General features: G+C 52.4%; 27 protein-coding genes. 17 read left to right on the top strand and 10 right to left on the bottom strand.

All coding sequences use genetic code 11. From position 1 onward, the window contains the following. Nucleotides 1-160: 160 nt before the first annotated feature. Nucleotides 161-676 carry a MogA/MoaB family molybdenum cofactor biosynthesis protein gene (locus PUR_RS15165; RefSeq protein WP_179035971.1) on the bottom strand — a complete coding sequence of 172 codons (516 nt, stop codon included), beginning with the start codon at nt 674-676 and terminating at the stop codon, nt 161-163. Between the two features lie 222 nt (nt 677-898). Between PUR_RS15165 and PUR_RS15160 the strand changes: the two genes are divergently transcribed. From PUR_RS15160 to PUR_RS15145, 4 genes are all read left to right on the top strand, one after another. After that, nucleotides 899-1,948 carry a CobW family GTP-binding protein gene (locus PUR_RS15160; protein WP_179035970.1) on the top strand — a complete coding sequence of 350 codons (1,050 nt, stop codon included), beginning with the start codon at nt 899-901 and terminating at the stop codon, nt 1,946-1,948. Nucleotides 1,949-2,082: 134 nt separating this feature from the next. After that, the gene (locus tag PUR_RS15155) at nt 2,083-2,430 is read left to right on the top strand and encodes a four-helix bundle copper-binding protein (protein ID WP_124693879.1); all 348 of its coding nucleotides are present in this window, start codon (nt 2,083-2,085) and stop codon (nt 2,428-2,430) included. A 198-nt stretch (nt 2,431-2,628) separates the two neighbouring features. Beyond that, the gene (tnpA, locus tag PUR_RS15150; RefSeq protein ID WP_179034640.1) at nt 2,629-3,117 is read left to right on the top strand and encodes an IS200/IS605 family transposase; all 489 of its coding nucleotides are present in this window, start codon (nt 2,629-2,631) and stop codon (nt 3,115-3,117) included. 248 nt (nt 3,118-3,365) lie between these two features. Beyond that, complete coding sequence (locus PUR_RS15145; RefSeq protein WP_179035969.1) at nt 3,366-3,884, top strand: hypothetical protein; 519 nt, start codon at nt 3,366-3,368, stop codon at nt 3,882-3,884. 79 nt (nt 3,885-3,963) lie between these two features. On the opposite strand, the gene PUR_RS15140 is transcribed toward PUR_RS15145, so the two are convergent. From PUR_RS15140 to PUR_RS15130, 3 genes are all read right to left on the bottom strand, one after another. Further along, complete coding sequence (locus tag PUR_RS15140) at nt 3,964-5,208, bottom strand: DNA glycosylase AlkZ-like family protein (protein ID WP_179035968.1); 1,245 nt, start codon at nt 5,206-5,208, stop codon at nt 3,964-3,966. A 163-nt stretch (nt 5,209-5,371) separates the two neighbouring features. Continuing rightward, the gene (locus tag PUR_RS15135) at nt 5,372-7,468 is read right to left on the bottom strand and encodes an ABC transporter ATP-binding protein (RefSeq protein ID WP_179035967.1); all 2,097 of its coding nucleotides are present in this window, start codon (nt 7,466-7,468) and stop codon (nt 5,372-5,374) included. A 62-nt stretch (nt 7,469-7,530) separates the two neighbouring features. Then, nucleotides 7,531-9,273, bottom strand: coding sequence for an ABC transporter ATP-binding protein (locus PUR_RS15130; RefSeq protein WP_179035966.1), 1,743 nt, complete (start codon nt 9,271-9,273; stop codon nt 7,531-7,533). A 500-nt stretch (nt 9,274-9,773) separates the two neighbouring features. On the opposite strand from PUR_RS15130, the gene PUR_RS15125 reads away from it, so the two are divergent. Continuing rightward, on the top strand, nt 9,774-10,112 hold the full coding sequence (locus PUR_RS15125) for a HesB/YadR/YfhF family protein (RefSeq protein ID WP_179035965.1): 339 nt from the start codon (nt 9,774-9,776) through the stop codon (nt 10,110-10,112). Nucleotides 10,113-10,257: 145 nt separating this feature from the next. Here the strand turns inward: PUR_RS15125 and PUR_RS15120 are convergent, their stop codons facing one another. From PUR_RS15120 to PUR_RS15110, 3 genes are all read right to left on the bottom strand, one after another. Continuing rightward, nucleotides 10,258-10,773 carry an ADP-heptose synthase gene (locus tag PUR_RS15120; RefSeq protein ID WP_179035964.1) on the bottom strand — a complete coding sequence of 172 codons (516 nt, stop codon included), beginning with the start codon at nt 10,771-10,773 and terminating at the stop codon, nt 10,258-10,260. Between the two features lie 100 nt (nt 10,774-10,873). Then, a complete protein-coding gene (locus PUR_RS15115; protein WP_179035963.1) occupies nt 10,874-11,317 on the bottom strand; it encodes a DUF441 domain-containing protein in 444 nt (147 codons plus the stop codon). Nucleotides 11,318-11,319: 2 nt separating this feature from the next. Next, a complete protein-coding gene (locus PUR_RS15110; RefSeq protein ID WP_179035962.1) occupies nt 11,320-12,324 on the bottom strand; it encodes a YpdA family putative bacillithiol disulfide reductase in 1,005 nt (334 codons plus the stop codon). A gap of 193 nt (nt 12,325-12,517) precedes the next feature. Here PUR_RS15110 and PUR_RS15105 point away from each other — a divergent pair, with 193 nt between their 5' ends. Both PUR_RS15105 and PUR_RS15100 read left to right on the top strand, forming a co-directional pair. Beyond that, nucleotides 12,518-13,114 (top strand): DUF2087 domain-containing protein, encoded by a 597-nt coding sequence (locus PUR_RS15105; protein WP_179035961.1) that lies wholly within the window; start codon nt 12,518-12,520, stop codon nt 13,112-13,114. Between the two features lie 119 nt (nt 13,115-13,233). Then, nucleotides 13,234-13,689: a DUF3939 domain-containing protein gene (locus PUR_RS15100; protein ID WP_179035960.1), complete on the top strand. Its 456-nt coding sequence runs from the start codon at nt 13,234-13,236 to the stop codon at nt 13,687-13,689. Nucleotides 13,690-13,917: 228 nt separating this feature from the next. Here the strand turns inward: PUR_RS15100 and PUR_RS15095 are convergent, their stop codons facing one another. Both PUR_RS15095 and PUR_RS15090 read right to left on the bottom strand, forming a co-directional pair. Further along, nucleotides 13,918-15,111, bottom strand: a complete 1,194-nt coding sequence (locus tag PUR_RS15095; RefSeq protein ID WP_179035959.1) for a transposase — start codon at nt 15,109-15,111, stop codon at nt 13,918-13,920. A gap of 227 nt (nt 15,112-15,338) precedes the next feature. After that, entirely contained in the window at nt 15,339-16,169 is an 831-nt protein-coding gene (locus PUR_RS15090; RefSeq protein WP_179035958.1) for a helix-turn-helix transcriptional regulator, read from the bottom strand. A 117-nt stretch (nt 16,170-16,286) separates the two neighbouring features. Here PUR_RS15090 and PUR_RS15085 point away from each other — a divergent pair, with 117 nt between their 5' ends. The 4 genes from PUR_RS15085 to PUR_RS26315 all read left to right on the top strand — a co-directional run bounded on the left by PUR_RS15085 (nt 16,287) and on the right by PUR_RS26315 (nt 20,399). Further along, nucleotides 16,287-17,507, top strand: coding sequence for an MFS transporter (locus PUR_RS15085; RefSeq protein WP_179035957.1), 1,221 nt, complete (start codon nt 16,287-16,289; stop codon nt 17,505-17,507). A 124-nt stretch (nt 17,508-17,631) separates the two neighbouring features. Beyond that, nucleotides 17,632-18,303, top strand: coding sequence for an HAD family hydrolase (locus PUR_RS15080; RefSeq protein WP_179035956.1), 672 nt, complete (start codon nt 17,632-17,634; stop codon nt 18,301-18,303). A 512-nt stretch (nt 18,304-18,815) separates the two neighbouring features. After that, nucleotides 18,816-19,907: a ribosome small subunit-dependent GTPase A gene (rsgA, locus tag PUR_RS15075; protein ID WP_179035955.1), complete on the top strand. Its 1,092-nt coding sequence runs from the start codon at nt 18,816-18,818 to the stop codon at nt 19,905-19,907. A gap of 357 nt (nt 19,908-20,264) precedes the next feature. Beyond that, the gene (locus PUR_RS26315; protein WP_269474658.1) at nt 20,265-20,399 is read left to right on the top strand and encodes a hypothetical protein; all 135 of its coding nucleotides are present in this window, start codon (nt 20,265-20,267) and stop codon (nt 20,397-20,399) included. Nucleotides 20,400-20,507: 108 nt separating this feature from the next. On the opposite strand, the gene PUR_RS15070 is transcribed toward PUR_RS26315, so the two are convergent. Next, a complete protein-coding gene (locus PUR_RS15070) occupies nt 20,508-20,747 on the bottom strand; it encodes a hypothetical protein (RefSeq protein WP_124693894.1) in 240 nt (79 codons plus the stop codon). A 162-nt stretch (nt 20,748-20,909) separates the two neighbouring features. Here PUR_RS15070 and PUR_RS15065 point away from each other — a divergent pair, with 162 nt between their 5' ends. The 6 genes from PUR_RS15065 to PUR_RS15040 all read left to right on the top strand — a co-directional run bounded on the left by PUR_RS15065 (nt 20,910) and on the right by PUR_RS15040 (nt 26,466). After that, nucleotides 20,910-21,578, top strand: a complete 669-nt coding sequence (locus PUR_RS15065; RefSeq protein WP_232101521.1) for a hypothetical protein — start codon at nt 20,910-20,912, stop codon at nt 21,576-21,578. A 226-nt stretch (nt 21,579-21,804) separates the two neighbouring features. Beyond that, nucleotides 21,805-22,812, top strand: coding sequence for an ABC transporter substrate-binding protein (locus PUR_RS15060; protein ID WP_179035953.1), 1,008 nt, complete (start codon nt 21,805-21,807; stop codon nt 22,810-22,812). 44 nt (nt 22,813-22,856) lie between these two features. Further along, the gene (locus PUR_RS15055) at nt 22,857-23,657 is read left to right on the top strand and encodes an ABC transporter ATP-binding protein (RefSeq protein WP_179035952.1); all 801 of its coding nucleotides are present in this window, start codon (nt 22,857-22,859) and stop codon (nt 23,655-23,657) included. Nucleotides 23,658-23,732: 75 nt separating this feature from the next. Then, on the top strand, nt 23,733-24,521 hold the full coding sequence (locus PUR_RS15050) for an ABC transporter permease (RefSeq protein ID WP_179037931.1): 789 nt from the start codon (nt 23,733-23,735) through the stop codon (nt 24,519-24,521). Nucleotides 24,522-24,685: 164 nt separating this feature from the next. Continuing rightward, complete coding sequence (locus PUR_RS15045) at nt 24,686-25,678, top strand: aromatic acid exporter family protein (RefSeq protein ID WP_179035951.1); 993 nt, start codon at nt 24,686-24,688, stop codon at nt 25,676-25,678. 230 nt (nt 25,679-25,908) lie between these two features. Beyond that, nucleotides 25,909-26,466 carry an outer spore coat protein CotE gene (locus tag PUR_RS15040; protein ID WP_179035950.1) on the top strand — a complete coding sequence of 186 codons (558 nt, stop codon included), beginning with the start codon at nt 25,909-25,911 and terminating at the stop codon, nt 26,464-26,466. Nucleotides 26,467-26,627 lie beyond the last annotated feature (161 nt).

Below are 26,627 nucleotides of genomic sequence, written 5' to 3'. Positions count from 1 at the left end.
TTAACCAAATGGTTAATCAAAAACCACTTTCGCGAAAAGTGTTCAACATTTTATAGGATGGATTTGGAAATGTCAATGCAAAAAACCGGACCCCATAATAGATCCGGCAAAGAGGGGTCCGGCAAGAGCGGAGGCCGGTGATAAAAGGTGAAGCGGAGCTTCAGGAAGACTTATAAATCTCCCGCATCACATGCCGAAGCTCGGGAATGATCAGCCGGGTCATCGCAAGCCTGACCGCACCTGTCGATCCGGGCATGGAGAACACGGCGGTGTTCCCGATCGTTCCGGCAACCGCCCGGCTCAAGATGGCCGCGGTTCCGATGTCTTCGGCATAGCTCAAGTATCGGAAAATCTCTCCAAATCCGGGCATCGTCTTGTCAAGCAGCGACTCTACGGCCTCATAGGTGGAATCGCGAGGAGCAATTCCGGTGCCGCCCGTAAGCAGCACAGCTTCGATGGCGCTGTCTGCTGCGCAAATGTGAATCAGCTCGCGGATATCGTCATAGTTATCCTTCACAATGGTCCGCCCGGCAACTTTATAGCCGGACTCTTCAAGCAAAGTCTCGATAAGCAGGCCGCTCTTATCCGTATCCATCGTCCGGGTGTCCGAGACTGTAATTACATAACAATTGACCGAATCCGGCGCTTCCATCCGGTGCTGTTCGACTGAACTCATCGGTGATTATCACTCCTTGACGCTTTTTTTTCGTGGAAATTCGCATGCCCCTATCATAGTGGAATAGAACACCGGCCGCAAGAAAACGAAGATATGTGCTGACGCAATATAATGTTAACAATTACCTAAAAATCGCTTACATTGTTATTTATGAGGTTGCTTCACTGCCAAGGAATGTAGTACACTCGCTTACAGAAGAGAACCCGGGGGGAGATCAAATTAATGGAAAATGCTGTTCCTGTATATATTTTGTCGGGATTTCTGGGCAGCGGAAAGACGACTCTGCTGTATAGGCTGCTGGAGTTTTGGAAGAACAAGGGCATGCGTCCGGCCGTTGTCATGAACGAACTCGGAGATGTTAACTTTGACGGCATGCTGGTCGACGAATCCGTGCCGATGGCCGAGCTTCTGTCGGGATGTATTTGCTGCTCGGCAAGCGCCGATCTCAGCATGGAGCTTACTACACTTATGAAGAGAGAATCGCCCGATGTGATCGTGATCGAAGCTACGGGTGCGGCTAATCCTCTGGATATCATCGATAACGTTACCGAAACGTCGCTATACAGCAAAGTCGAGCTGAAGGGCTTGATTACCGTAGTCGACGCAGCCCATCTTCTCCAACTGTACAGAGAGCAGAAGGGCGCCACTTACCGGCTAATGCAGGAGCAAATCCGCAGCGCTTCCGCGCTCATTCTGAACAAAACGGACCGCGTGTCTCCGGAAGAGGCAGTAGAAGTGAGCGGGGTACTCCGAAAATGGAATGCTTATGCGGAGATTATTCCGGCCGTACGGTGCGAGGTAGACTTGGATAATCTGCTTGATTCCTCGGATAACGCATCGCTTGCGGGAACCTCGGACGGGGCGATTGACGACCAATCTCCAGGCTCCAAAGCTGGCGGCGAAGGCTTCACGGAAGAGGAAGAGACTGTCGCCGCAGATACGGGCCGTGCTGCTCATGACCATGTTATGGCGTACACGCATTTTTTCACGAATCCGATTAATAGCGTGGAATTCGAAGCCTTTATCAAGGAATTACCGGCCGACGTATACCGAGCTAAGGGAGTGCTGACCTTTAATGATACTTCGGGTCGATTCCTCTTTCAATACGCTTATCAAGAGTCGGATTTTATAAAAATCACCCCGCAGGGAGATGTTCGGGACGTGGCGGTATTTATCGGAGAGCATTTCTCGTCAGGGGATCTGCGCAAGAAACTGCTGCATTTGGAAGGGCGATTGTTCAGCCGGCCGGCGTCTGTAAAACGAAGTTTGTAGCATCATGGCATCAGGGATCATACGGCTTTTAAAAAGGGATGGGCGGGGGAACGGGAGGGGCACCGCTGATTCGTCTATGCGGCCGGAGGTTAATACTAAGGCATACAACATCAGATTGCAGGAGGTTTAAGGCTATGACCCGAATTCAATACCAGGACTGCATTGACGCTTGTCTTAAATGTATGAACGCCTGTAACTCAAGCTATGTCTCAAGCCTGAAAGAATATGACCTTGCACTGCTGCGGGATTGCATCCGGATGGACCGGGAATGCGCCGATATTTGCGCTTATGCGATCCAGGCCATGACCCGCCAAAGTCCGTACGTTGCCGATATTTGCAGCCTATGCGCGGATATTTGCGAAGCCACTGCCAAGGAATGCGGTAGGTATGAGCAGACGCACTGCCGGAATTGCATCGACGCTTGTCTGGACTGTGCGAAGGCCTGCCGCGAAATAAGCGAAGCCGTCGCTGTATTGATCTGAGTATAAAGGGACAACCAATCTTATAAATAGCTAACGGGCCAGCTTCTGCGGAAGCTGGCCTTTGATTGGCAAAAGAAAACCATACGCTATGCGTATGGTTCGGGAGAGCTTCCAGCGATGTATCAAAAAAAATTCCTCCTAATGTTACAATAAATTTGGTTCGCCAACCGAATTTATCGCACAATAGGAGGAATACAGATGTCATCTGATGTGAACAGTTTAGCACATACAAAATGGAATTGTAAGTACCATATCGTGTTCGCCCCAAAGTATAGACGCCAAGTAATCTATGGGAAATTGAAACAAGATATTGGGAAAATACTGAGACAACTATGTGAAAGAAAGAATGTAGAAATTATCGAAGCAGAAGCGTGTAAAGATCATATTCATATGCTGGTGAGTATTCCACCAAAGCTCAGTGTATCGGCGTTTATAGGATATTTAAAAGGAAAGAGCAGCTTGATGATCTTTGACCGACATGCCAACCTAAAGTATCGGTATGGAAATCGGAAATTTTGGTGTAAAGGGTTTTACGTGGATACCGTCGGAAGGAACAAGAAAGTGATACAAGAATATATCCAAAATCAACTGCAGGAGGATATCGTCGCGGAACAAATAACAATCATGGAATACATTGATCCATTTACAGGAGAAGAGATCAAAGATAATCGAAAGAAGAAGAAATAGAAAACCCCTTTAGGGGTAGCAGTAAAAGTAGTGCGGTTGGCGAACCATTCAGTGCCCTTTAGGGCTGGCCAGTAATAAAGGCTTTCAGCCGCAGAACAAACCACCCGTTATACGGGTGGTTTTGATTTTTTTAGAACGCTCATATTACAATAGGAAGAGGGAATCAAAGGGAGCTTGGCGAATTATTGTTCATACATAAGCACCGAATTAATATCAAATCAATTACGAAACATGACAACGGAGGACAGATGAAGGAGGATACACAATTACCGGAGAGTGAACATTCCAAAGAACTGTTCGCCTATTTCGGACTGGCCGTGTACTACTGCCAGGCGTTGGAGCAGCAGCTCACCAATCTGCTACTGCTGACAAAGCTTTCCCAGGGCACCCTGCCATCCGAGGCGGATTTGTCGGATTTATATCAACGTAAGCTTGGCAATTCACTCGGCCAGCTCATCAAGGAAATCCAACATCATTTTCCGTTCTCAGAGGAAGAAACGGCGCAGCTGCACCATGTTTGGAAGCAGAGAAATTATATCGTCCATGATTATTTCAAGGAACGCATTCAGGATACGTTTACTCCTTCCGGCAGAACCCGTATCATCAGGGAACTGAAGAGGTTCAAGAATAAAGCAGGCGCTCTGGAACTGAAGCTGCAGGGATATTGTACGGAGCTGTACCATAAGCTGGGATTGGAAGGCAAGTTGGAAGAGGAAGATATGCTCGGAGGTTATCCTCCGGCCAATTTAAAACGGCGCAATCAATGAGAAAGTCATGTAACCGAAAGAACAAAGCCTCTGTCCGGCGGGAACGCCGGCAGAGGCTTTGTTCTTGTGATAATGAAAGTTAAAGATCTCCATCCCATTCGCCGATGCCGCTCTGCGCGGCTACTGCCGGAGGCACCGTAATCCTTAGTGCGCCTAATGAACGGGCGAGCGTGGAGACTGCGGACTTCGCCGCCGCCATTAAGCCGGAAATATGCAGTCCCTCTCCGGCTTCCCACCACCAGTTGCGCAGAATCAGGTCTCCGGTTGCTTTGTCCATAACAGGCTCGAATCTTGCGGCAAAGCGGTCTCCATACAGCAGCGGCAGCACGTAATATCCGTATTGGCGTTCTCCCGCAGGCTTATATACTTCCCAGCGGTACTGAAATCCGAACAGCTGGCGGATAAGCTCTCTGTCCCAGATCAGGTTATCGAGGGGAGCCAAAGCAGCGGCGTAATGTCCGCTATCGAACGGACTCTCGCCGGTTTTGCACTTCAGAATCGTCTCCAGATCAGGGGCATCAGCAGTTCGGATAAAGAGCGGAGGCTTGATTCCTTCCACCCTCACTTCCCTGATGGAGTCCGCCAGCAGCAGCCGCTGGATCGCTCCGTCACGATCCGCGCTCTTAAGGTTGCTTATGCCCAGCCAGCCGTCGCCGGCCCTGTTCCACAGCAGACCGATCGCGCCGATTCTCCGCAGTACGTACCATTCCTGAAACGACTCCTCAGACGGATTGGGTTCCGGCGCTGCAAGGAGGTCTTTCGGCAGAAGATTATCCGCGAAATCATAATAGCGGCGGGTGTGAACCCGGTGATGGACGGACAGCTCACCCCAAAAATACATGCTCTCCAGCGCGGCGCGGGACAGTCTGGCGGGAGCCCAGGACCAGTCGACTTTGTCCTTCCAGCCCATATCAAGAGAGGAGAGCGGGCCGCGCTCCGCAATCTCAGCCCGAACGTTGTGGACCATCGCCATCACGGCTTCATTGGAACCGTAACGGGCGGCTGCGCTGTCTCGAAGTCTGCGGAAGTAAGGCCAATCTTCCGTGCAATAGATCGACATATTCTTGTCCCAGCCGTCGAGCAGCAGCCGGTCTTGATACAGCAGTTCTTGCGCCATCCCGGGTGTAAAGCCGGGGATTCGCGCTTGAAGCACAAGCTCATGGTTATGGCCGGCTATATTCAACGGGTCGTACTGGATGCAGTTGGCATGCCGGATATAGCGGTAAACGCTCTCTTTACCGCTCGGCAGCCGATAAGGGCCGAGACGCTGATGCTTAAGAAGAAACTGCGCAGCCTGGCGTTTGGATACTTTGTAGCTTATCAAAAGCGTCTTCACTCCGTTCCGTTGGATGATTACCCCATTATAACGAACATGCGTTCCTTTCGCAATGAAAGTTCCTAAATGCAGAAGACCCCTGTCCGTTGGGACAGGGGCCGGCAGATATAAAGAGCAGACATCAAAAGTTTCATCGGCAAGGCGGAATGGCTTATCCTTGACGGCCCGCCGATTGCATACTGGCCGGAATATGGACAGCCGGGGCGGTCTTGGCAGTTTGAGCGGTATCATCCTTATGGACGGCAGAACCGGTTTGAAGCTGATACATGCGGTAATAGCGGCCGCCAAGCGCCATCAGCTCATCGTGGCTGCCTCGTTCTACGATTTCCCCGCGGTGCAGGACGAGGATTTTGTCAGCGCTGCGGATTGTCGACAGCCGGTGGGCGATGATGAATGTCGTCCGCCCCTTCTTAAGGACTTCCAGCGCCTGCTGGATGAGGCTCTCCGTCTCGGTGTCGATATTGGATGTGGCCTCATCGAGAATCAGGATCGCGGGGTCGAAGGCGAGCGCGCGGGCGAATGAGATCAGTTGGCGCTGCCCTGCGGACAGCGTGCTGCCTTTTTCCACGACCGGCTCGTCGAAGCCCTGCGGCAGATGGGCAAGCAGCCGGTCCGCGCCGACTTCTCTGAGCGCCCATTCCACTTTTTCCCTCGTTATGCTCTCGTCTTCCAGGCTGACGTTCGAAGCGATCGTTCCGGTGAATAGATAAGGATCCTGAAGGACGATGCCCATATGCTTCCGCAGCCACTGCTTCGGAATGTCCGTCGTCTGTTGTCCGTCAATGGAGATCGAGCCGCGCTGCGGGTCGTAGAAACGGAATAGCAGATTGATGATCGAGCTTTTGCCGGAGCCCGTATGACCCACCAGGGCGACCGTCTCGCCGGAGCGCGCCTCGAAGGAAATGTCGCGGAGGACAAAGTCTTTTTTGTAGGCAAAGGAGACATCCTTGAACACCACATCACCTTTGTAACGGGGCATTCCGCCATCGGTCACCTTCTCGCCCGGTTCGTCCATGAGCTTGAAGACCCGCCCCGCCGACACCATCGAGGTATCGAGGTTGGCCAGCTGGTTGACCATGCCGATGATCGGCTGGAACATCCGTCCCAGCACGTCGACGAAGGCGTAGAGCACGCCCAGCGAAACGATCGTTCCTCCGCTCAGACTCCCGAACCCGAAATACCAGAGTACGAGTGCGAAGGAAAGACTGCGGAGCGAACCGACCAGATTATGCGAGGTAAGCGAGTTGAGATTCAGCATTTTGTTCTGGTACTTCAAATAATCTTCGTTGAGCGTCTCGAATTCGTCCAGCCTCTGCTTCTGGCGGCGGAAGATGCGGATAATCGACATCCCCTGAATCGACTCGTTAATGATGGCGTTAATCTCACTGAGGCGGGAGCGGATGATCGTGTTGTATTTGGTTGCTACCTTGCGGTACAAAATGACCCACACCACGATGACCGGGGCGATGAACAGACTGACCAGTCCGAGTCGGGCATCCAGCAGGAACAGGGCGGTATAGACGCCGATAATGTTGATAATTCCACTGGCGAAGTTCGACAATACGGCGATGAACAGTTCTTTGACCGCTTCGGTATCGTTGGTAACACGGGACACCACTTTGCCCGCAGGCAGATTATCGAAAAAATAGACCGGCAGCCGCTGAATATGTGCGTACACATCCGTACGCAGCCGGCGGACGACTTGGTTGGCGGATGATTGCAGCCAATAGGTCTTGCCGAATTCGGCGAAGATTGAGATGACCAGGAACATTCCGTACAGTCCGACCAGCTTGGTAATGCCCGGGAGCTCCGGTTTGTAAAAAGCGAACAATTCATCCGTCGTAAGTTTAACGGCCGGATAGCTCAACTTGTCCCCGCCGCTGTTGATTGTGACTTGGCCTGCATCAAAGCTGCGTTCGCCGTTTGCCGCTTCGACGGGCTGGCCGATGAAATAGAAGCTTCGTCCAACCTGGAGCAGGCGGACCTCGCCGCCCTTTTCCTCTCCCGGATTGAACCTGTCTCCGTGCTTATAATAGGCGTTGTTGTACAGAGCGGCATCGTCTGGCGACGAGGTCTGGTAGTAAGGCTGTTCAATGGCAAGCATATGGTTGTCGATCATGCTTCTGGCTATAAAAGGGCCCGCCAGCTCCGCTGCGACTCCGATGGAGAGCAGGAGGAGCGCTGCGATAAATGTTGTCCTCGCATGCAGCGCATATTGCAGCAGGCGTCTGCCCGTATTTTGTTTCAAGATGGATGGCACCTCCCTGGTGAATGGTAGACCTTTGCTTATCACGTGAAAATTCGTTTTTCTTAGTTAAGATTATTCTCCACCTGCTGGCGTTCGTACTGCTCCCGGTACCAGCCGTTCAGCCCGAGCAGCTCCGCGTGGGTTCCGCGCTCGATAATCCGCCCGTTATCCAGCACAACGATCTGGTCGGCATGTTCGACGGCGGACAGGCGGTGGGTGGAAATCAGAGTCGTCTTGCCGGCTCTCTGAGACCGGATGTTATCGACAATCCGCGCTTCGGTCCGGGCGTCCACCGCCGACAGCGCATCGTCGAGAAGCAGGATTTCGGGCTCGGCGATAAAAGCGCGGGACAGCGATACCCGCTGCTTCTGGCCTCCGGAAAGAGAGACGCCGCGCTCTCCGACAAGCGTATCCAGGCCGCTTTCCAGCGTATCCAGATCGCTGCTGAAGGCTGCGGTGGAAATCGCCTCCAGAATCTTGTCGTCGCTTGCGTTCACAAGTCCGAACTGGATATTCTCGCGCACGGTTTTGGAGAACAAAATTTGTTCCTGCGGCACATAGCCCATCCAGCTGTGAAGACGGTCAAGCGCTATGTTCTGTATTGGAACGTCCGAAATGAGAATGCTGCCGGTTCCGGTCGGGTATTCATGAAGCAGCTGTTTGAGCAGCGTCGATTTGCCGCTGCCAGTGCGGCCGACAACGCCCAGCGTCTCGCCTTTGGACAGCGACAGGCTGACGCCGGTCAGATTATCGATAGTGGACGATGGGTAGCGAAACGTCACATTATTGAATTCAATTAAGCCCGGATCGGATACGGCGGCCGGATTAGCAACGTCCTGCACATCCGGCACGGCATTCAGCGTCTCATCGATCCGTTCGAGCGAAGCGCCGCCGCGCTGCATCACATTGATCAGCTCGCCGATGGCGAACATCGGCCATACGATCATGCCGAGGTACATATTGAATGATACGAGGTCGCCCAGCGTGATCTGATTGCGGAGAACGAGATAAATACCGTACGTCAAGCCGATAATGTAGCTCAGGCCCACGCAGAACCGGATCGTCGGTTCGAAAAAAGAGTCGACCCTGGCTACGGCCATATTTTTGCGGTAGACGTCATCCGTTATAGCTGCGAAGCGCTTCTCATCCAAGCGCTCCTGCACATAGGCGCGAATGACCCGCACGCCGGAAACGGATTCCAGCACCTGGTCGTTCATATCGCCGAAGGCGTCCTGCGCCAAGGTGTAACGGTCATGAATCGCTTTGCCGTAGATGACCATGGCCACTGCGATCAGCGGCAGCGGCAGAACGGCCGCCAGTGTCAGCTTCCAGCTCACCAGAAAGCCCATGGCAAAGAGTACAACAGCGAAAAAAATGGTGGAGTCGACGAGCGTCAGCATGCCGAAGCCCACGGTAACGGATACCGCCCGAATGTCGTTGGTGGCCCGGGCCATCAGATCGCCGGTGCGGTTTCGCTCGAAGAACGAGGGCGTCATCGTAAGCAGGTGGTTCATAAAGCGGGAACGCAGCAGGCGTTCGACCAGGTTCGATCCTCCAAACAGGCTCCGCATCCATATGTAGGTAATCCAGTAGATGATCAGAAGCAGAGCGATAATCATAGCGATATACTTGATCAGAGAACCTGCGGTAATGGAGCCGCGTACGATTTCGTCGATAGCGGAACCCAAGAGGCGCGGGGGCAGCAGTTCAATGATGCCCGCTATAATCAGCACGAACAGGCCGATCGTATAGCGCCGTTTCTCCCGGCGGAAGAACCAGCCGAGATCTTTTAACACGGAAAACATGAAAAATCCCTTCCTTTCGAGGGTGGACTTGCGTCGGCAATAAGATCAGGGTCAAGCCGGATCGATCAGCTTCGGTAGGCAGCAAAAAAGGCATATCATCCGTTAACGGACGATATGCCTGGTTCTCAAACGTATCATGCGCACGGCGCGTAACAGCACCGGCGAGGAAAATGTTCGGCTTCCCGAAACAAAAGCGGCTAGAACGCGCGCTTCCGGGAAAGATTCACCTGCAGGGCTGCTTCGGTATTCGGTTGGATAAGGCTGCCGACAATAGTGTGATGAATATCCGTAAATTTAAACACCGAGATCACCCTTTCGTTAAGATTGGTAATAATTTGCAACGTTTCGCTACCTCAGAGTTTATCACCGGCTCTGCAAATTTGTCAAACATATTTTCGAACAAAAAAAGAATTTTAACGATTCGCTATATTCTGCAGGCGTTTGGAATAGAGCTTGGATTAAGGTATGATAAAAGTAATAGACAAAGGAGTTGAAGCTTTATGAGTATTTCTGTCAGTCCTGAAGCCGCCTCCTGGTTCAAGCGGGAACTCGGTTTGACGGACGGCGTCAGCATCCGCCTGTTTCCCCGGTACAGCTCGGGCGGCGGACTTCATCCCGGATTCTCGCTGGGCATTGCCGTGGAGCCTGCGGGGCGTCCGGGGCTTGAAGCTGCCTGCGAAGGTGTCGTATTTTACATGGAGGAGCAGGACCTGTGGTATATGGATGGGTATAATCTATCCATTGTCTATTCTACGGAAGAAGATGACATCGAGTACCGGTATGAGCCTACGCCAGGCGGGGAAGAAGCGCCCACAGCAGCCGCAAGCGCAAATAAGTAAGAGGGGCTGTCTCTCTCTTAAGCGGCCAGGGATGCCGGATGTCAGGGGAACACCAAACAACAAACAAACGGGACCGGGGCAAGGAGATTCTCTTGCCCGGTCCCGCTTTTCATTTCAGTGCCCGGCGGAAGAATGGAAAGCCCCGTCAGTGGGACCTTCTAAACGTTTCTTCTTCCATGGCGAATTCAAAGTCGTCGATATCGTATACTGTCACGGGAATGCCGCCGTCGATGATCCGGTGGATCATCTCGAACTGGTCGGTCAGGATCGGAATCTTTTCCCGCTGCGAAGTCAGGAGAAGCTCGGTTTCAATCGGGTCGAACGTCTCGCCGTAGCTGGCATTGTCCACACTGTTGATAATCGTTATTTGCGACCGCTCTCCAAGCAGAATGGCCGGACTTTTGGCCCAGGGTACGTTCAGGCAGCGGCGGATTTTTTTCTGGTTGAGCGGTTCTTCGAAATAGGCGATCAGCTCGCCGATCTTGACTTTGACGTGCTGGTCGTCGTCGGGAATATTCATCAGCGGCTCGCCGCTCTCCCGGAGCTCGTACAGTTCCAGTATGGTTGTGTAAGGAACGATATATTCCACCGGCGTTTTCGGCATCAGCAGCTGGCCGTAAATGGCCATCATCACGGCTTCCGTTATAAATTGTCTAGACATCTTTATCCTCCTGAAGTTCGGGGTGCAGCAATAATCCTTAGATACGTTTTAAAAATATCAAAACACTGTACAGAACAAAAGTCAATAAGCGTGTATTCCATTACATTCTCCCGATAATGAGCGACAGTATGCCCGCGGCGATAAGCGGTCCGACCGGCACCCCTTTGAAGACGGCTACCCCGATGACGGTTCCGATCAGCAGACCTGCGACAATCGTCGGCTGGCTACCGATCAGCGTCGTTCCCCGGCCTCCAAGATAGGCGACAAGGATGCCGACGCCGATGGCCGTCAGCGATTTCCAGTGGAGGAATGCCTGGCCTATAGTTTGCAGCGAAATCCGCCCGCTTGCCAGCGGCGCCATGACGCCGACCAGCAGGATGATGATACCGGCGGTCAGTCCATATTTTTCGAGCCACGGAAAAGCCTGGTGAAGACCGAGCAGACGCACAAGCAGCAGAGCTACCATGGCGATGGTCACAGTCGAGTTGCTGCTGATGATGCCGAGGCCAGCCAGCCCCAGAAGAAGCAGGGAAGTATAATCCATTGTCAGTTCAGCTCCTTGTCTCTGGCCGGCTGCTTCCCGGCAAGATGCCCTGCGATCAGCGTCCCGTGCCGGCGTCCCGTCTCGATGAAGATTTCATTGGCGTTGCGCCCGGAGGCGATCACACCCGCCACGTATACGCCCGGAATGTTCGTCTCCATCGTCGCCGGATCGAACACGGGCTTATCCATATCGTCGTCCATAAAGACACCTATCGAGGACAGCAGCCTGCGGTCCGGCCTGAAGCCGGTCATCGCCAGAACAAAATCATTGTCCACTGTGCAGGTTTCTTGCAGGGAACCGGAGGATACCACTACCGTGTCCGCCGTAATTTCGGTAACTCTGGAGGAAAGATGGAGCCGGATTCTTTCCTTCTGCACCATGCTTTCAAAGATCGGACGCACCCAAGGCTTGATATTGCCGGAGATGCTGTCCCCGCGGTAGATCATGTCGACTTCCGCTCCGACCCGCATCAATTCCAGGGCTGCGTCGACCGCCGAATTGCTGCCTCCGATAATCGCGACTTTCATGCCGGTGTACGGATGCGCTTCTCCGAAATAATGAGTCACTTTGGACAAATCCTCTCCGGGAATGCCGATCCAGTTCGGCTGGTCGAAGTAGCCGGTAGATATCACGACGGAGGCCGCCCGCCGGGTCTGGCGCTCGCCGCGCCGGTTCACCGTATGTACGCCGAATTTCCCGTCTTCGAGCCGCTCGATAGCGGTCGCTTCTTCATATGCGGCAATCTCCAGGCCGTGCTTCTCGGCAGCCTTGCGGTAGTAGACGAGCGCCTCGTGGCGGAACGGCTTCTCATTCGGTGTCGTAAAGGGTACATCACCGATTTCCAGCAGCTCCGGGGTGCTGAAGAACTGCATATGAGTAGGGTACAAGTAGATGGAATGGACAATAAAGTTCTTCTCCACAATAATTGCGGAGAGGCCCTGCCGGCGGCATTCGATAGCGGCGGACAAGCCGCAAGGCCCGGCTCCGATAATAATCACATCATGCATAAAGCGGACAACCTCCCGTAGTTTCCTCGCACTTTCTGTCTACGTCTGAAACGTGTAAACTAAATCCTACCTCAATTTTCGCCTTTTTTCCAGGGGAGACGGGCTAGCGCTTTTTCATTTGCTTAAAGGTCGTTCTTTGAATATAATTAGATATATATCTAATGAGTTTCGTCCAAAGAGGAGAGTGTCCGCATTGCAGCTCGATAAAATCGTTGGTTATCATAAAGCTCTCGCCGATCCCACCCGTCTTCGCATACTTCTGCTGCTGTCGAAGGGGGAAATGCACGGCCAGGCGTTGGCGGAGAAGCTGAATCTGTCGCAGCCTACGGTAACGCATCATGCGGCCAAACTGCGCTCGGCAGCGCTTATCAAGGAACGCCGCGACAAGAACACCGTTTACTTTACGCTGAATCCGGAGTTTATCCGGAATGGCGGGGAGGCGTCGCTGCGGTTTATTTTTGACAAGGGGGCAAGTGAGATGGAAGAGGAGAGCAAGGAACAGAATCTGAAGGAATCGGTGATCCGCAATTTCTTCGCCAAGGACGGCCGTCTGCGGCAGATTCCGGCGCAATACAAGAAGAAACTGATCGCCCTGCAGCATATTGTCGAACAGTTGAAGCCGGGCGTGGTCTACAGCGAGAAAGAAATCAACGCCTTCATCAAACAGTACCATGACGACTTTGCCACTATCCGCCGCGAGTTTATCATGCATCAGTTCATGTACAGGGAGAACGACAAGTATGAGTTGAATCCGCGAGAAATATGGACGCATTGGGAATCTGTCAAATAATCGTCTTATAAATCGTACGGTTCTGTGACAGTAAGAATTTTAGTTGATTAAAATTTAGAGTTTGGCATAAAATAGAATTGTAAGCGTTATCTATGGCAGCTAGAAAGGAGTCTTTCGAAATGCTTTTTAAAAAGTTTAAGAAAGAACCCGTCCCAAGCCAGATCACCGTAACGTTGCCGGATGTTAAACAGGCCGTTCGCCAATTCGAATTGGATATGCCCGCCAAAATCAACCGTACCGTCCTGATGAAGGACGACAAAAGTATCGATTTGTCCCGGCTGGCCCGTTATTTGGGCGGAAGATCCGAGCAAAAGTTCTATATGTCTAGGGAAACGTTTGAAATTTTTGAGGAAGGGGATAAGGACATTCCCTATTTTCTCGATATGGTGCAGTCAGCGGTCGATAACTATATCAGCGATACAGGCAAGCTTCCTCTGCGTGAAGAAGCAGCGCTTCCCGAGGTTCACTATCACTTGCTTTCCAGTCAAAGATATTTGAAGGAAACGCCGCCATTTCCGCTGTATATCACGGAAGATGAATTGATGCTGACCCACCGCCGTGAGCATTTTAAGTGACACAAGCCGCCAGCGCTTGCAGCCGGGCTTTGACCGGTAACGCCGAACTGCACATTTAGTTGCAGGACGGCAACTGCAGAGCTTTGGCGGGCTTGTTTTTTTAAAATGAGCATTTTGCATAATTCATATTTTGATTCAAAGTCAGACTTAGGCTACAGCGAAATCTCAATCTTGTGAGAGCTGAGCGATAAAAGGACAGACGGGCAGAATTTTGGTGAAACTTAAAATTCAAGCGGCGTTTTGGACTCGTTGCTTCGCGATGGCAAGTGCTGAAGCAAGCAACACAATGGCATTCAAATATTGGTGAGTCGTAACTTTTTGAATGCCCCAAACATGCAATTGGTCTGCGGTTAAATAGGTCTTCATTCGAGAATTGCATCGTTCTACACTGGTTCGTTTGTTGTAGAGTCCCTTCCAGCCCCGACTTTCCCGGTGTGGCATCGCATAGCGGCGAAGGTCTTGCTGCGTGTCGACCTTGACCACCATGCCATAATTGGAGGTAGAACAAGCCGCCATGCCCAAGGGGCATTCGACTTTTCCCGTGGCGTGCGGACAGCGGAATTTCAAACGTTCTTTCTCCTGTCCCCAATACGTCATCGGAAACCCCATCGAACAGCAAGGTGTTCCTTTGGCGGTTATGCCTGCAGGCGGTTCTTTTTCATTCCGCGGATTCATGGGAATAATCGCTTGGGCCTTAACGTTTCGGGCAGCCTCGTAGTTTTTCATTTGGTCATAACCCGCATCCAACATGAAGAATCGGGTCTTACATCGGTCGACGGATTGCTTTATAAGCGTGGGTCCCTCGTCCCCATCATTCACATGTGCAGGTGTAACTTTTAGTGTAATCGGAAGTTCACTCTTGGTATCAACAGCCAGATGCAACTTATAGCCAAACCACTTGACTTTGTTTCCAAACGTATCGAGTTTAACTCCCCAGTTGGCATTGCCGGTAAGTTCGCTTTTTCGCTTGGGTTCTTTTTTCTCATAGGCGTGAATGGCTGCGCTGTCGATGGCGACATGCGTGCCGTCGATGATTCCAGCTTCTTGGCACTGAGCCACAAGATCCTCAAACAGCTGCTTGGCAAGGCTTTTGTGAGTCAACTCGGCAAAAACCCGGCTTAACGTGGAAATCGAAGGGGCAGGAATGTCCAGCCGAAGTCCGCATTGGTAACGGAAACGAAGGTCAAACTCCAGTCTGCGCGCTAGGGCAGTGAACGTATCCATGTTCTCTAAGGGAGCCGCGAGTAATGCACGAAGAATGCCTTGACGGCAGTGCCCATCCGCTCCCCGGGGTGAAGGATTTCTCAATTGTCTCGCGTACGGTCTCAGGTCCAATGCACTGAAAAAGATGGGCAGTCGTTCTTTGGATTCGATTTTTTGAAGCTCTTCAAAGGAAAATAGACTTTCTTGGAGAATATACAAAAGGGGCTTCCTCCTCTTGAGTGTTTTGGTGTCGTTACCAAAAAACTTCTCCAAGTTGGTGTGAAGTCCTTTTTTATGCTCAAAATTCCTTTGTGTGACAAGGGCTCAGATTAATGCAAAATGCTCAAATATAAGAAAGTATAAGCCGGAGGCTTAACATTTTGACTTATATTTCTACGAGAAATGTACTTGCGTCTTATAAAGACGCCGTCAGGCGTTTCTTCTTGTCATGAAATCTTGTTATCCAGCAGCCGCTCCAGCCTCTGTCTTGATTCCGTGTCGCTTGCCAGGTGGACGGTAATCGTCGCATTCGGCAGCTCTTCCGCTTGAAAGGAAAGATAGCTCAGGCGAATATCGCCGACGTCAGGATGATGGATCAGTTTCTTGCCTTCCGGCGTCCCCGCAATGGTTTGTTCATTCCACCAATTCTCAAATTTGCCGCTGTGCCGAAGGAGCTGATTAATCAATTCCGTCCGTCCCGGATTCTCCGGAAACTGGCTGTGGACCATTCTTAGCTGACTCACGCGCAGTTTGGCATGACCTTCCCAGTTGTCCAGCAGCTTTTCCATATATGGGTCCATGAACGAGCGCCAGATTGAATTGCGCTGCAGCCTGGTCATTGCCGAATAATCCCCGAATACCGACAATGCGGCCTGATTCCAGGCAATGATATTCCACTCGTGGTCGGTGATATAAGCGGGATAAGGATTTTGCAAATCCAGAAACTGCTGCATTCCGGAACTGACTTTAATTGATTCGGGTGTTTCACCGGGCAGCCGCTGCGCCGCCAGAGTATACAAATATTCCTGTTCTTTTCGATTTAGCTGCAGAGCATCGCTTAAGGTCAGCAATACCTCAGCTGAAGGGCGGACAGGCCTGCCCTGCTCCAAACGAACATACCAATCTATGCTTAAACCGGCCAATTCCGCAACTTCCTCGCGGCGTAATCCCTCAACCCGCCGTTTGCTTCCCGTAGGTAAACAAACCTGCTCCGGTGTGAGCGAAGCGCGTTTTTTCTTTAAAAAAAGCCCCAATTCCTGATGCTTGTCTTGTGTCACAACAAAGCCGCCCCTTTCGCTTGCATAGGTCCGCCAATCCTAGGATCACGCGTCTCTTCTTAACCTCCAGAGTTCATTATACACTGGGTCGTATTCAAGTAGAGAGGATGATCTGCCATGGAATCTGGCGCAAAGCTTAAGCTTTTCCCTGTAGCTCTGCAATGGCTGCTTACCTTTGTGTGCATGCTTGCCGTTGCCAATTTGTATTATGATCAGGTTTTGCTTTCGGATATCGCCAAAAGTTTTAATGTTCATCAGAATCAATCAGGATTACTGTTCACGGTCATTCAAGTGGGCTACACGCTCGGTTTATTATTTATCGTTCCGCTTGGCGACCGCTTTGACAGACGAAAGCTGGTTCTTGCCAGCCTGCTCCTGTCGGCTTTTTGGCTGGTTGCAATGACGATTATGCCTTCGCTCAGGCTTCTGCTGATTGCCGGGTTTGGCCTGGGGTTCAGCACGGTTGCGGCGCAGCTCATTATTCCGTTCGTTTCTTCAAACATGGATTCGGCAAAAAAAGGAGCGGTAACGGGAAGGCTGCTGACCGGCGTCTTCCTCGGTGTGCTGGTAGGCCGTGTGGCCGGTGGATGGATCGGACAACTATATGACTGGCGGACTGTACATCTGCTTGCAGGAGGCATTTTATTGCTGTTAGCCGGTTATCTGTTTATGAAGCTGCCGAAAGATTCGGTCCGGAAGCAAAGTTCGTACATACAAATCATGCGGTCAATGGTTCCCCTGCTCAGGGAGGAGCCGGTATTGAGGGAAACGATTTTTTTCGGTGCGGCCGCCTTTGCCGCCTTCAATGTCTTCTGGGTCCCCCTTTCATTTATTCTGAACGGCGCGCCTTATCATTTCGGGAACGGGATCAACGGAACATTCGGCGTCATCGGAATCGCAGGCACCTTGGCGGCGGGTTTCGCAGGCCGGCTGTCGGACGGCAATCATGCCCGCGGTTGGAATGTGGCTGCGCTGCTGACGATGATATTCTCTTTTGTACTATTAGGCATGGGTTGGTCTCATTTATCAGTGCTCATAGCTGTCACTTTTGTGCTTGATGTAGGCTCCCGAATGAACATGACGTTAAACCAAGGACGTTTAAGCCGCCTGAATCCGGCACATCACAGCCGTTTGAATTCACTCTATATGGTTGGATATTATCTTGGCGGTTCCTTCGGCTCATGGGTGGGGAGCGCCGCCTATCAATACGGGCAAGTGAGCGGAATGATTGCCGCTGGATGCTTGCTTTTGAGCTTGCCAGTTGTTTATTTCCTTGTCAGTTTAAGGAATCATCGGCGCATCCCGTTAAATGCCAATGATTTTGTTCGGAAAGTATAAGAACGCTCCAGATTCACCTTTTTTGCGAAACGGTCTTCACTTAGAGTAAAGCGCCATAGTACAATGGTTCCTGAAAGCCCGCTTACGGGCGACGACGCATTAAGAAAAGCAAGGGGAATCAGGTATGGAAACCGTTAAAGCTTTGCTGTTTGATCTTGACAATACGCTTATGGACAGAGATAGCACGTTTCGAAGCTTCAGCACGCAGTTTGTCTCTCATTTTCTCGGCCATCTGGAGTCGGACCGTCAGCTGGAAATCGTGGAAGATATCATAGTCAGGGATGCCGACGGGTATCGGGACAAGGACGGATTTTTCCGGGAACTGAGCGAGGTTCTGCCTTGGCGGGAATCCGTTTCGGCTGCAGAGATCCGCGCATTTTACGACTTGAATTATTCAGGTCATGGCGCGCTGATGAAGCATGCGGTCGAATCGCTTGGGTTTCTGAGGGAACGCGGCTATGAGCTTGGTCTGTTAACGAACGGAAAAAGCGACATCCAGCACGGGAAAATCGATTTTCTTGGATTGCGCAGCCATTTCAAATCGATCGTGATTTCCGGCGAGGCCGGAATCAGCAAGCCGGACCCCGCCATCTATCGCCTGGCGCTGGACAGGCTGGGTTACGGTCCGGAAGCGACCGTGTTCATCGGGGATCATCCCGTAAACGATATTTGGGGCGCGGGGCGCGCCGGAATGAAGGGAATCTGGCTTCGCCGCAACCATGCGTGGGACGACAAGCTGGATGTGAAGCCCTGGAAGACCATCGATGAGCTCCATGAGCTACGCAGTATTTTGTAATATGGGCAGACTCAGGGTTGACAGCGGGACTCTCTCCCGTTTATGATGACACCATAAATTACCGGAAGGAGAGGATGTATTATGACAGTTTATACGGCTTGGGTTTTGTCGGTTGTTACTGCTCAGGATACGTGTCTTCCGGGAACAGGCTGCGGGCGTAAGTAGACGCCGCAGCGTCAGCGCGCACTTTTATTGACTGTCAGCGCCGCCGGGGACCGTATCGGTTCCGGCGGCTTTTTTGCGTATGCCGATTGACTTGGAGAAGTCTGACCGCATATGCGCGTTCACAGTGATTAGGCGTCCATTGGACCCCGACGCTGTATACGCAAGACGATAGGTCAAGATGTCTCTTGAGCAAAGGGACCCTGCCTCTCTCCGCCCGCCGGAACGATTTAAGTTCCGGCGGGCTTTTTGCGTTATACGCGGCTGGTATCCCAGCCAATAAGCGCGGTTCCCGGTTCAGAAGAATGAAAGATTGTGTAAGAAGAATAATCTAACAATGGAGGTATCGCATGACGATACGGCAATACGGATGGAATGAATATTGGATTAATCAATGGAGCGGCATGACAATCCACGAAACGGAAAGAGAAACTCTCATTCCCGGGCGGATTGTCGGAGATTTCGGGAGCAAATATCGGATACGGACGGATGACGGAGAGCAGTGGGGGGAACTTTCGGGCAGGCTCCGGCACTCCCTTGAGACCTTCGGAGAATACCCCGCTGTCGGAGACTGGACCTCGGTCAAAAGGGCGGACGGTGGGCATCTTATCATTCACGGCGTGCTGCCCCGCCGCAGCGTCATATCCCGGAAGGCGGCAGGATCACAGCCGCGGGAACAGATCGTTGCCGCCAACATCGATACGCTGTTTCTGGTCAGCGCGCTGAATGATGACTACAATCTGCGGCGCATGGAGAGGTATCTCATTATGGCCTGGAACAGCGGGGCGTCGCCGGTTATCCTGCTCACCAAGGCGGATTTATGCCATGATCCGGAATCTAAAATCGCGGAGATGGAAATGACCGCTCCCGGTGTTCCGGTGCATGCGGTTAGCGCGCATTTAGGCAGCGGGCGCGAATCCTTGCTGCCCTATGTCGGGGAAGGCCGGACGGTCGCTCTGACCGGGTCTTCGGGCTGCGGTAAATCGACGCTCGTCAATTGGCTCTGCGGCGCCGATCTTCAGCTTACCCGGGAAGTAAGGGAGGATGACAGCAGAGGCCGCCATACAACGACGCGCCGGGAGCTGTTTCTTCTGCCGAACGGAGGCGTGATCGTCGACACCCCCGGCATGCGGGAGCTACAGCTGTGGGAGGACGAAGGCGGGCTGGATCTCGCATTCGCCGATATCGGGCAGCTTTCAGAGCGCTGCCGGTATGCGGACTGCCGCCATGAACGCGAAGAGGGCTGCGCCGTTCTGGAGGCGGTCAGCAGCGGGGAGCTTGAGGAGAAACGGCTGCAGAGCTACCGCAAAACTCAGCGCGAGCTTCAGTATCAAACCGCCAAGGAGGCCAAATCCAAGCGGAAAAGCGGGGCCGGCTCCGTGCAAAAAACGGCTTCCTCGCGTTCCCGAAAATACGGTTGGCGGAGGGAAGCGGAGGATTGACCCAATAGGGTTTATCCCAGGGTCTTTCCATTTTGGGACCGATCGCGGGGCAGATGTTCGAGTGTGAGAAAAAGACAAAAAAAATTCAAACTTTTTTTGCCGGCCTACATTCTGACTTCTTCCGTATCGGCCCCTCAACATATTTGAATGTGAGCGTTTTTTTGACATGGCTGGTGTCAATATATAGAAGACGGGCAAATGGAGCAGGCCAATGGACCTGTATAATGGAGGCCGTATTCGCATTCTGGGCGCCAAACGGCCCGTTTAAAATGCGATAGGCCGGGTAAATAGGGGATACAAGGCGGGCAGGGAATGTTCTCCTGCACTCCCTGCAGAACGATTAAAGGAGCGATTGACATGTCCATTGACCGTTTTATTATTAAAAAATTGGACAACTGTCACGACCAGACGAGAATCAATTTGGTTAAGCTGTTTCAGCTTCGGATTCAACGGGCGGAAAAGGCGGAGAACAACAACCATAAGATAGGATGATACAGCCCGTGCTCGCGCAGAGACTCGAAGGGCCCAAATAAAAAAGCAACTTCCTTAAGGAAGTTGCCTTTTCTTGCTGCTGGAAAGAACATCCGGGACCAGCACCATTTAATAGAGGGAAAGCGCCAGGGAATCGTTTTCGCTATAACTGTGCAAAATGGCCTCGGAGCCTTTAATTTCGATACTGATCAAAGAATTTAAACATTTTTTGAGAGCATTTTTACCTTTGTTGATTTTGAGTTCAAGCGTGCTGGTCAACAGTCTGAGCACTTTTTGTGTCGGCTGCTTATTTTCCGTAGTAAAATATACGGGTACGAGCTTGTTCTGGAATGTAATCAGCATTTTCATTTGAAATCACCTCGTTACAGTTATTTCATGATATAGATATTACCCGTTATTTCTTAATTTTACCTTAAAATTAGCTTATGATAACATAAAGATTGCTATATTTTCGCCGGAATTGAAAGGTTTGGCGTCTCTATTTCAGATAACCGGAAGGAACCGATCGCAGTGTACGAAGATGAGTCAAAGCAATTATCGCGTTTTTTGATGCCTGAAGGCGGGAAGGAGCCCCGGGAAAGAGAGCTGCTCCAACTGACGGAAGAAACGGAACGGATGTGCCGCCTGCATTACATCAGCAGTGGTACGGAGAACGATCTGTTTGTATATGTGAGCAAGGATAAAATACTCGTAGTTTGCCATAAAACATCGGCCAGCTCCTCCTATGAGCTGAAGGAAGCCGATAATCTGGAAGGCGTTCGGACCCTTCTGCTGGACGGCATTTCCCTGCCGAAAACAAGCTCCGGGGACAGTCCCGCCCTTCTGATGTCCAGACATGAGTACCAAGAAATCAGAAAGAAGGCGGCCTTCAGCTCCCTAAGCGAACTGAGCCGGCAAATGGAGGCGGCGACAGGCGACTCCGGGCTGTCCGCCCTGTTTGCCCAAAGCGTGAAAAGCCGGCATTTGACAGGAGAGCTGCGGATATGCTCCAGAAGCTGCGGCGGCTGGTCTTTTCAGTATGCGTCATTCCTTGCAGACCTTTCATGCGGATGGCTGCTGCGCATGAGCTGCGGGAGTGAAGAGGATTGGATGTCGGCGGCGCCTGTTGGCAAGGATCAGTTCAGCGCCGCTTTTCTCCGATGGTTACTGCAATTGAAACCGCTTGTAGCCGCAAAATGACCGGCGAAGCAACATCGGCGTGATTGAATATCGCTTCAGTATCTCCCCCTATATTCATGCTTTTTCTTAAACTTTCCTCCTTACTGATCTCCTTTCCCTTACCCTCTTTAACCAAACCATAGGCACCCGCATATATTTAAATAATCCCACTACAAGCGGGGCTTTCGCTTCGAAGCGGTTCAGATCAAGAAGGGGTAACCCATGGGAGAAAGGAGAGATTTGCAATATGGGTAGAACAACAAGATCAGCAGCGCTGCTGCTGGTGATCGGGCTTGCCGTCTCGCTGCTTGCTGGTTGCGGCGGCGGCAAATCGGAAACGGTCAAGGTGAAGGTTGGCGAGGTCACGCGTTCCGTCTTTTATGCACCCGAATATGTGGCGCTGTCGCAGGGATTTTTCAAGGAGGAGGGGCTGGATGTCGAGCTTCAGACCATCCCCGGCGGAGACAAGACGATGACGGCGCTGCTCTCTGGAGCAATCGACGTTGCGCTTGTCGGCTCGGAAACGTCGATCTACGTGTATCAGCAGGGATCGGATGATCCGGTCATCAATTTCGCCCAGCTGACGCAAAGAGACGGCACGTTCCTGTTCGCCCGCCAAGACCATCCGAATTTCGACTGGAGCGAACTCAAAGGGTCGACATTCCTCGGACAAAGAAAAGGCGGCATGCCTCAGATGGCCGGCGCGTTCACGCTTAAAAAGAAGGGGATCGATACGTCTGCCGATCTTAAGCTGATCCAGAATATCGATTTTGCGAATATTGCGAGCGCGTTTGCTTCGGGAACCGGGGACTACGTGCAGTTGTTCGAACCGCAGGCGTCGATCTTTGAACGGGAAGGCCGGGGCAAGGTCATCGCTTCATTCGGGGTAGAGAGCGGTTATTTGCCGTATACGGTATTTATGGCCAAGAGCAGCTTTATCGGGAAAAATAGCGACACCGTGCAAAAGTTCACCAATGCGCTGCAAAAAGCCCAGCTTTGGGTGAAACAGCACAGTCCAGAGGAAATTGCCGGCGCGGTCGTGCCTTATTTCGAAAATACGGACCGTGACATCGTCGTCTCGGCGATTAAACGCTATAAGGAACAGGATACCTACGCACTGAATCCGGTCATCGACGACAAGGAATGGAATAATTTGCTTGATGTGATGGAAAACGCGGGAGAACTGAAAGAACGGGTTCCGGCGTCCAAAATTGTGAATAACACGTTTGCGGAGAAGGCGGGGAGCGGAGAATAATCGTTTTTTGCACCCTGAACGCCATTCCTAAAGGAGGGTCTTGTATGCCGCCGGTTGTGGAATTAAAATCGGTCACGCACGCTTATCTGGGTGACAGGGAAGCTTCCCTTGCGGTGGAGGATCTGAATCTTGAGATTAGAGACGGCGAATTCGTCAGTCTGGTCGGACCGAGCGGCTGCGGCAAAACGACGCTGTTGTCGATTATCGCCGGGCTGCTCCCGCCCTCCCGGGGTGAAGTGCATGTGAACGGCCGTCCCGTGAGCGGCCCTTCTCCGGAAGTCGGCTATATGCTTCAGCAGGATTATCTGTTACCCTGGCGGAGCATACTGGGCAATGCGGCTTTGGGTCTCGAACTGACCGGCCGCCTAGACGAAACGGGCCGGAGGAAGACGCTTGAGCTGCTCGCGGATATGGGGCTGAAAGGAACGGAGCATTATTACCCGGGCCAGCTCTCGGGCGGAATGCGCCAGCGGGTCGCGCTCGTGCGGACGCTGGCAACCGATCCGGGTCTGCTGCTGCTGGATGAGCCGTTCTCGGCGCTGGACTATCAAATCAAGCTCCAGCTGGAGGATCTGGTAGCCGAAACGTTGCGGAGGCGCGGAAAGACAGCTGTCCTCGTTACCCATGATCTGTCGGAGGCGATCGCGGTCAGCACCCGTGTCATACTGCTGGAACGGAACCCGGGCCGAATCCGCCGGGTGTTCGAGATTCCGGATCGAATCGCGAATACCCCTCCTCTCTATGCACGCGATCAGCCTGGATTTGCGGAACTGTTCCATGAGCTGTGGAAGGAGATGGAGCTTGGGGGCAAGATTGAGGGTGCAGCCGGGAAGATCGAAGGCTAGAGCAAAGTGAGGGGAAGGCTTGTGAATAAAGCGCGAACGGAGAACACCGGAACCGCGGCTTCCCGTTCGGAATGGCTGAGCAGCCGTCATGAGGAATTCAAGCGGGCGAAACGGCTCCGGAAAAGAGCGGTTTTTGCCGTCCAGGGGGGTCTGCTTGTGCTGTTCTTCGCGGCGTGGGAAACAGCCGCCAGACTGGGCTGGATCGATCGGCTGCTGTTCAGCTATCCGTCCAAAGTGTTTCGGCAGATCTATGTAAATATGGCCGACGGCAGTCTGTGGCATCATTTGGGGATTACCCTGGGAGAGACGGCGGCCGGCTTTGTGCTCGGCACGCTGCTTGGCACGCTGCTGGCCGTCGCAATTTGGTGGTCTCCCTTTTTGTCGGCGGTGCTTGATCCTTATATGGTTGTTTTTAACAGCATGCCGAAGGTGGCCCTCGGCCCGATCTTTATTGTCATGTTCGGAGCCGGGTTCACTTCTATAGTAGTCACGACGCTGTCGATAACGATTATTGTCACGACACTGGTCGTTTACAACAGCTTTTGCGGGGTGGACCCCAATCTGGTCAAAGTGGTCAGATCGTTCGGCTCGAACCGGAGACAGGTATTCTTCAAGGTTATTCTTCCCTCTTCGTTCCCCGCCATCGTTTCCACGCTCAAGGTAAATGTCGGCATGTCGTGGGTGGGCGTTATTGTCGGCGAGTTTCTTGTCGCGAAATCGGGGCTCGGTTATCTCATCATATACGGCTTTCAGGTCTTCAATTTCACGCTCGTGATGTCGAGCCTGATCATTATCGCTTTTGTCGCCACAGCCATGTACCAGCTGGTCGTATATATTGAGAAAGTGCTGTTGTCCCGGCGGTAGACGCCGTGGAAGCAAGTCCTGGAAGTATTGTGTGTTTACAGAAAATCAAGTACCATGAATTTTATCGGCAAACGCAAGCGTTCGGAGGTTGCTGTTATGCAATACTTGCGCATAAGCCTCGAGGCAAGCTTTGCTTCGCAAAACTATTAAAGCGGGGTAATTTCATGGGATTTCGCGTCATCAAGACGGCGGCGGCGACGCTGCTGTCTGTTTTGCTGGCCGCCGCGGCGGGGATACCGAATGCGCAAAGCGCCGGGCTGCTGGCCATTCTGGGGGTTGAGGTTACCCGGAAAAGAAGCGTCAAGACGATCACGGCGCGCTTTTTCGCATCGCTGGTCGGCCTATTTTTTGGCTGCGGGCTGTTCTGGCTGCTCGGCTTCCATTACTGGGTGCTCTGCCTCTTCGTTCTGTTCGGCTTCCCTCTGATCGTGCGTGCAGGCTTTAGGGAAGGGATCGTCACAAGCTCGGTTATCGTCTTTCGCGTGTTCGGACAAGCCGAGCTGAGCATTCATGTGCTGATCCAGCAGGTGGAGCTGCTTGCGATCGGGCTCGGGTCCGCCGGATTGGTCAACCTGATTTATATGCCGAAGACCGGTGAACTGATGTACGGGATACGCAGAGAGGTGGACGGGCTCTTCTCCATTATTTTCAAGCAAATGTCAAACACGCTGCATGATCCGCAGTACGTGTGGGACGGCAAAGAGCTGATCCAGGCGGGCAGCGCGGTTCAGCGCGGCCTGAATGCCGCGGCAAGGGAGATGGAGAACAGCGTCATTCATCCGGACGAGGCCTGGAACGTCTACTTTTACATGCGTAAGGAGCAGCTTGAATCCATCCAGAATATGATTCAGCTCCTCTCTCAGGTGTACCAGCATTTGCCCCATGGCGAAATGGTCGCCGAGCTGTTCGAGCAATTGAGCAACGATGTGTTGAATGAAGAATACACGGGAAGAACGGAGAAGCTGCTGAACACGCTGGAGCAGGAGTTCCAGGAAATGAAGCTGCCGTCTTCGAGGGAAGAGTTCGAGGTTCGTTCGGCCATTCTCCAGCTGTGCCGCGAGCTTGCACTGTATCTCAAAATCGCCAAACAGTATAAAGCGCCCATTGTCGCCCGGCGGCAGATGGCTTCGCGGTCTTTCCTGGCCGGAAGAGAATAGCGTCCGCTTCATCCTTTATTTCCTATTTTCCGAAAAATCGAAAGAGACGGCTGTGCTCCCATTACGGGAAACGGCCGTCTCTTTTTATGCGCTAAACGAGCGAAAAGCGCCGAATACAGGCATTTTTGATGATTTTTTGAATTCGTTAACTTATCCAAAAATAGTTGTCACCCTGGGCCATCGCCCTGCATACACTTGATAGTGAATGATTGTATGGAGGAGGTTCAAAGATGTCATTAGGCCATAAACGCCAAACAAGGGAGATCATTACGAAAGCGATTTGCGGCAAAGGTCGTAAGTTCTCCACCGTAACCCATACCGTAACTCCGCCACATCATCCGACTAGTATTTTGGGGGCTTGGATTATCAACCACCAATACGAAGCGGTTGCCGCAGGGAACGGAATTGAGGTAATCGGTACTTACGATATCAACATCTGGTATTCGTACGACAAAAACAAGCAAACGGAGGTAGCGAAAGAGACCGTTTCCTATGTGGAGCCGATTTCACTTTCGTATCTCGACCCGAAACACCGGGCTTCCACCGTGGAGGTTTCTGCGGAGGCAATGCAGGAGCCGAACTGTGTGGAAGCGGGCGTGTCTCCGGGCGGGGGCAGCGTAACGATCCGGGTCGAACGCGAATTCGAGGCGGAGCTGGTGGCTGAAACCAAGGTTCGCGTATATGTCAGCGATCAGGAGAGCGATCCCGAAGACAAGGATTACGACTTTGAAGCCGAAGGCTTCGATTTCGAAGACCTGGACCCCGACGCGCTGGACGATGAACTGTAAGGAAGATACGCCGCCGCCCGGTTTAAGGGTGGCTGCACCGATCCCGCCGGCTTGGCGGATGTGCGGGAGCGGATATGTTCCATTATATGAACCGGGGGCAGCGGCGTAGAGGGCGGATGCCCTCCTTTTTTTGTTTTTTTTCGGGCGAAAGAGGCGCCAGC

The organism is Paenibacillus sp. URB8-2 (assembly GCF_013393385.1).
In the GTDB taxonomy this organism is placed as follows: Bacteria; Bacillota; Bacilli; order Paenibacillales; family Paenibacillaceae; genus Paenibacillus_AQ.
This window is presented reverse-complemented; position numbering and strand designations above follow the sequence as displayed.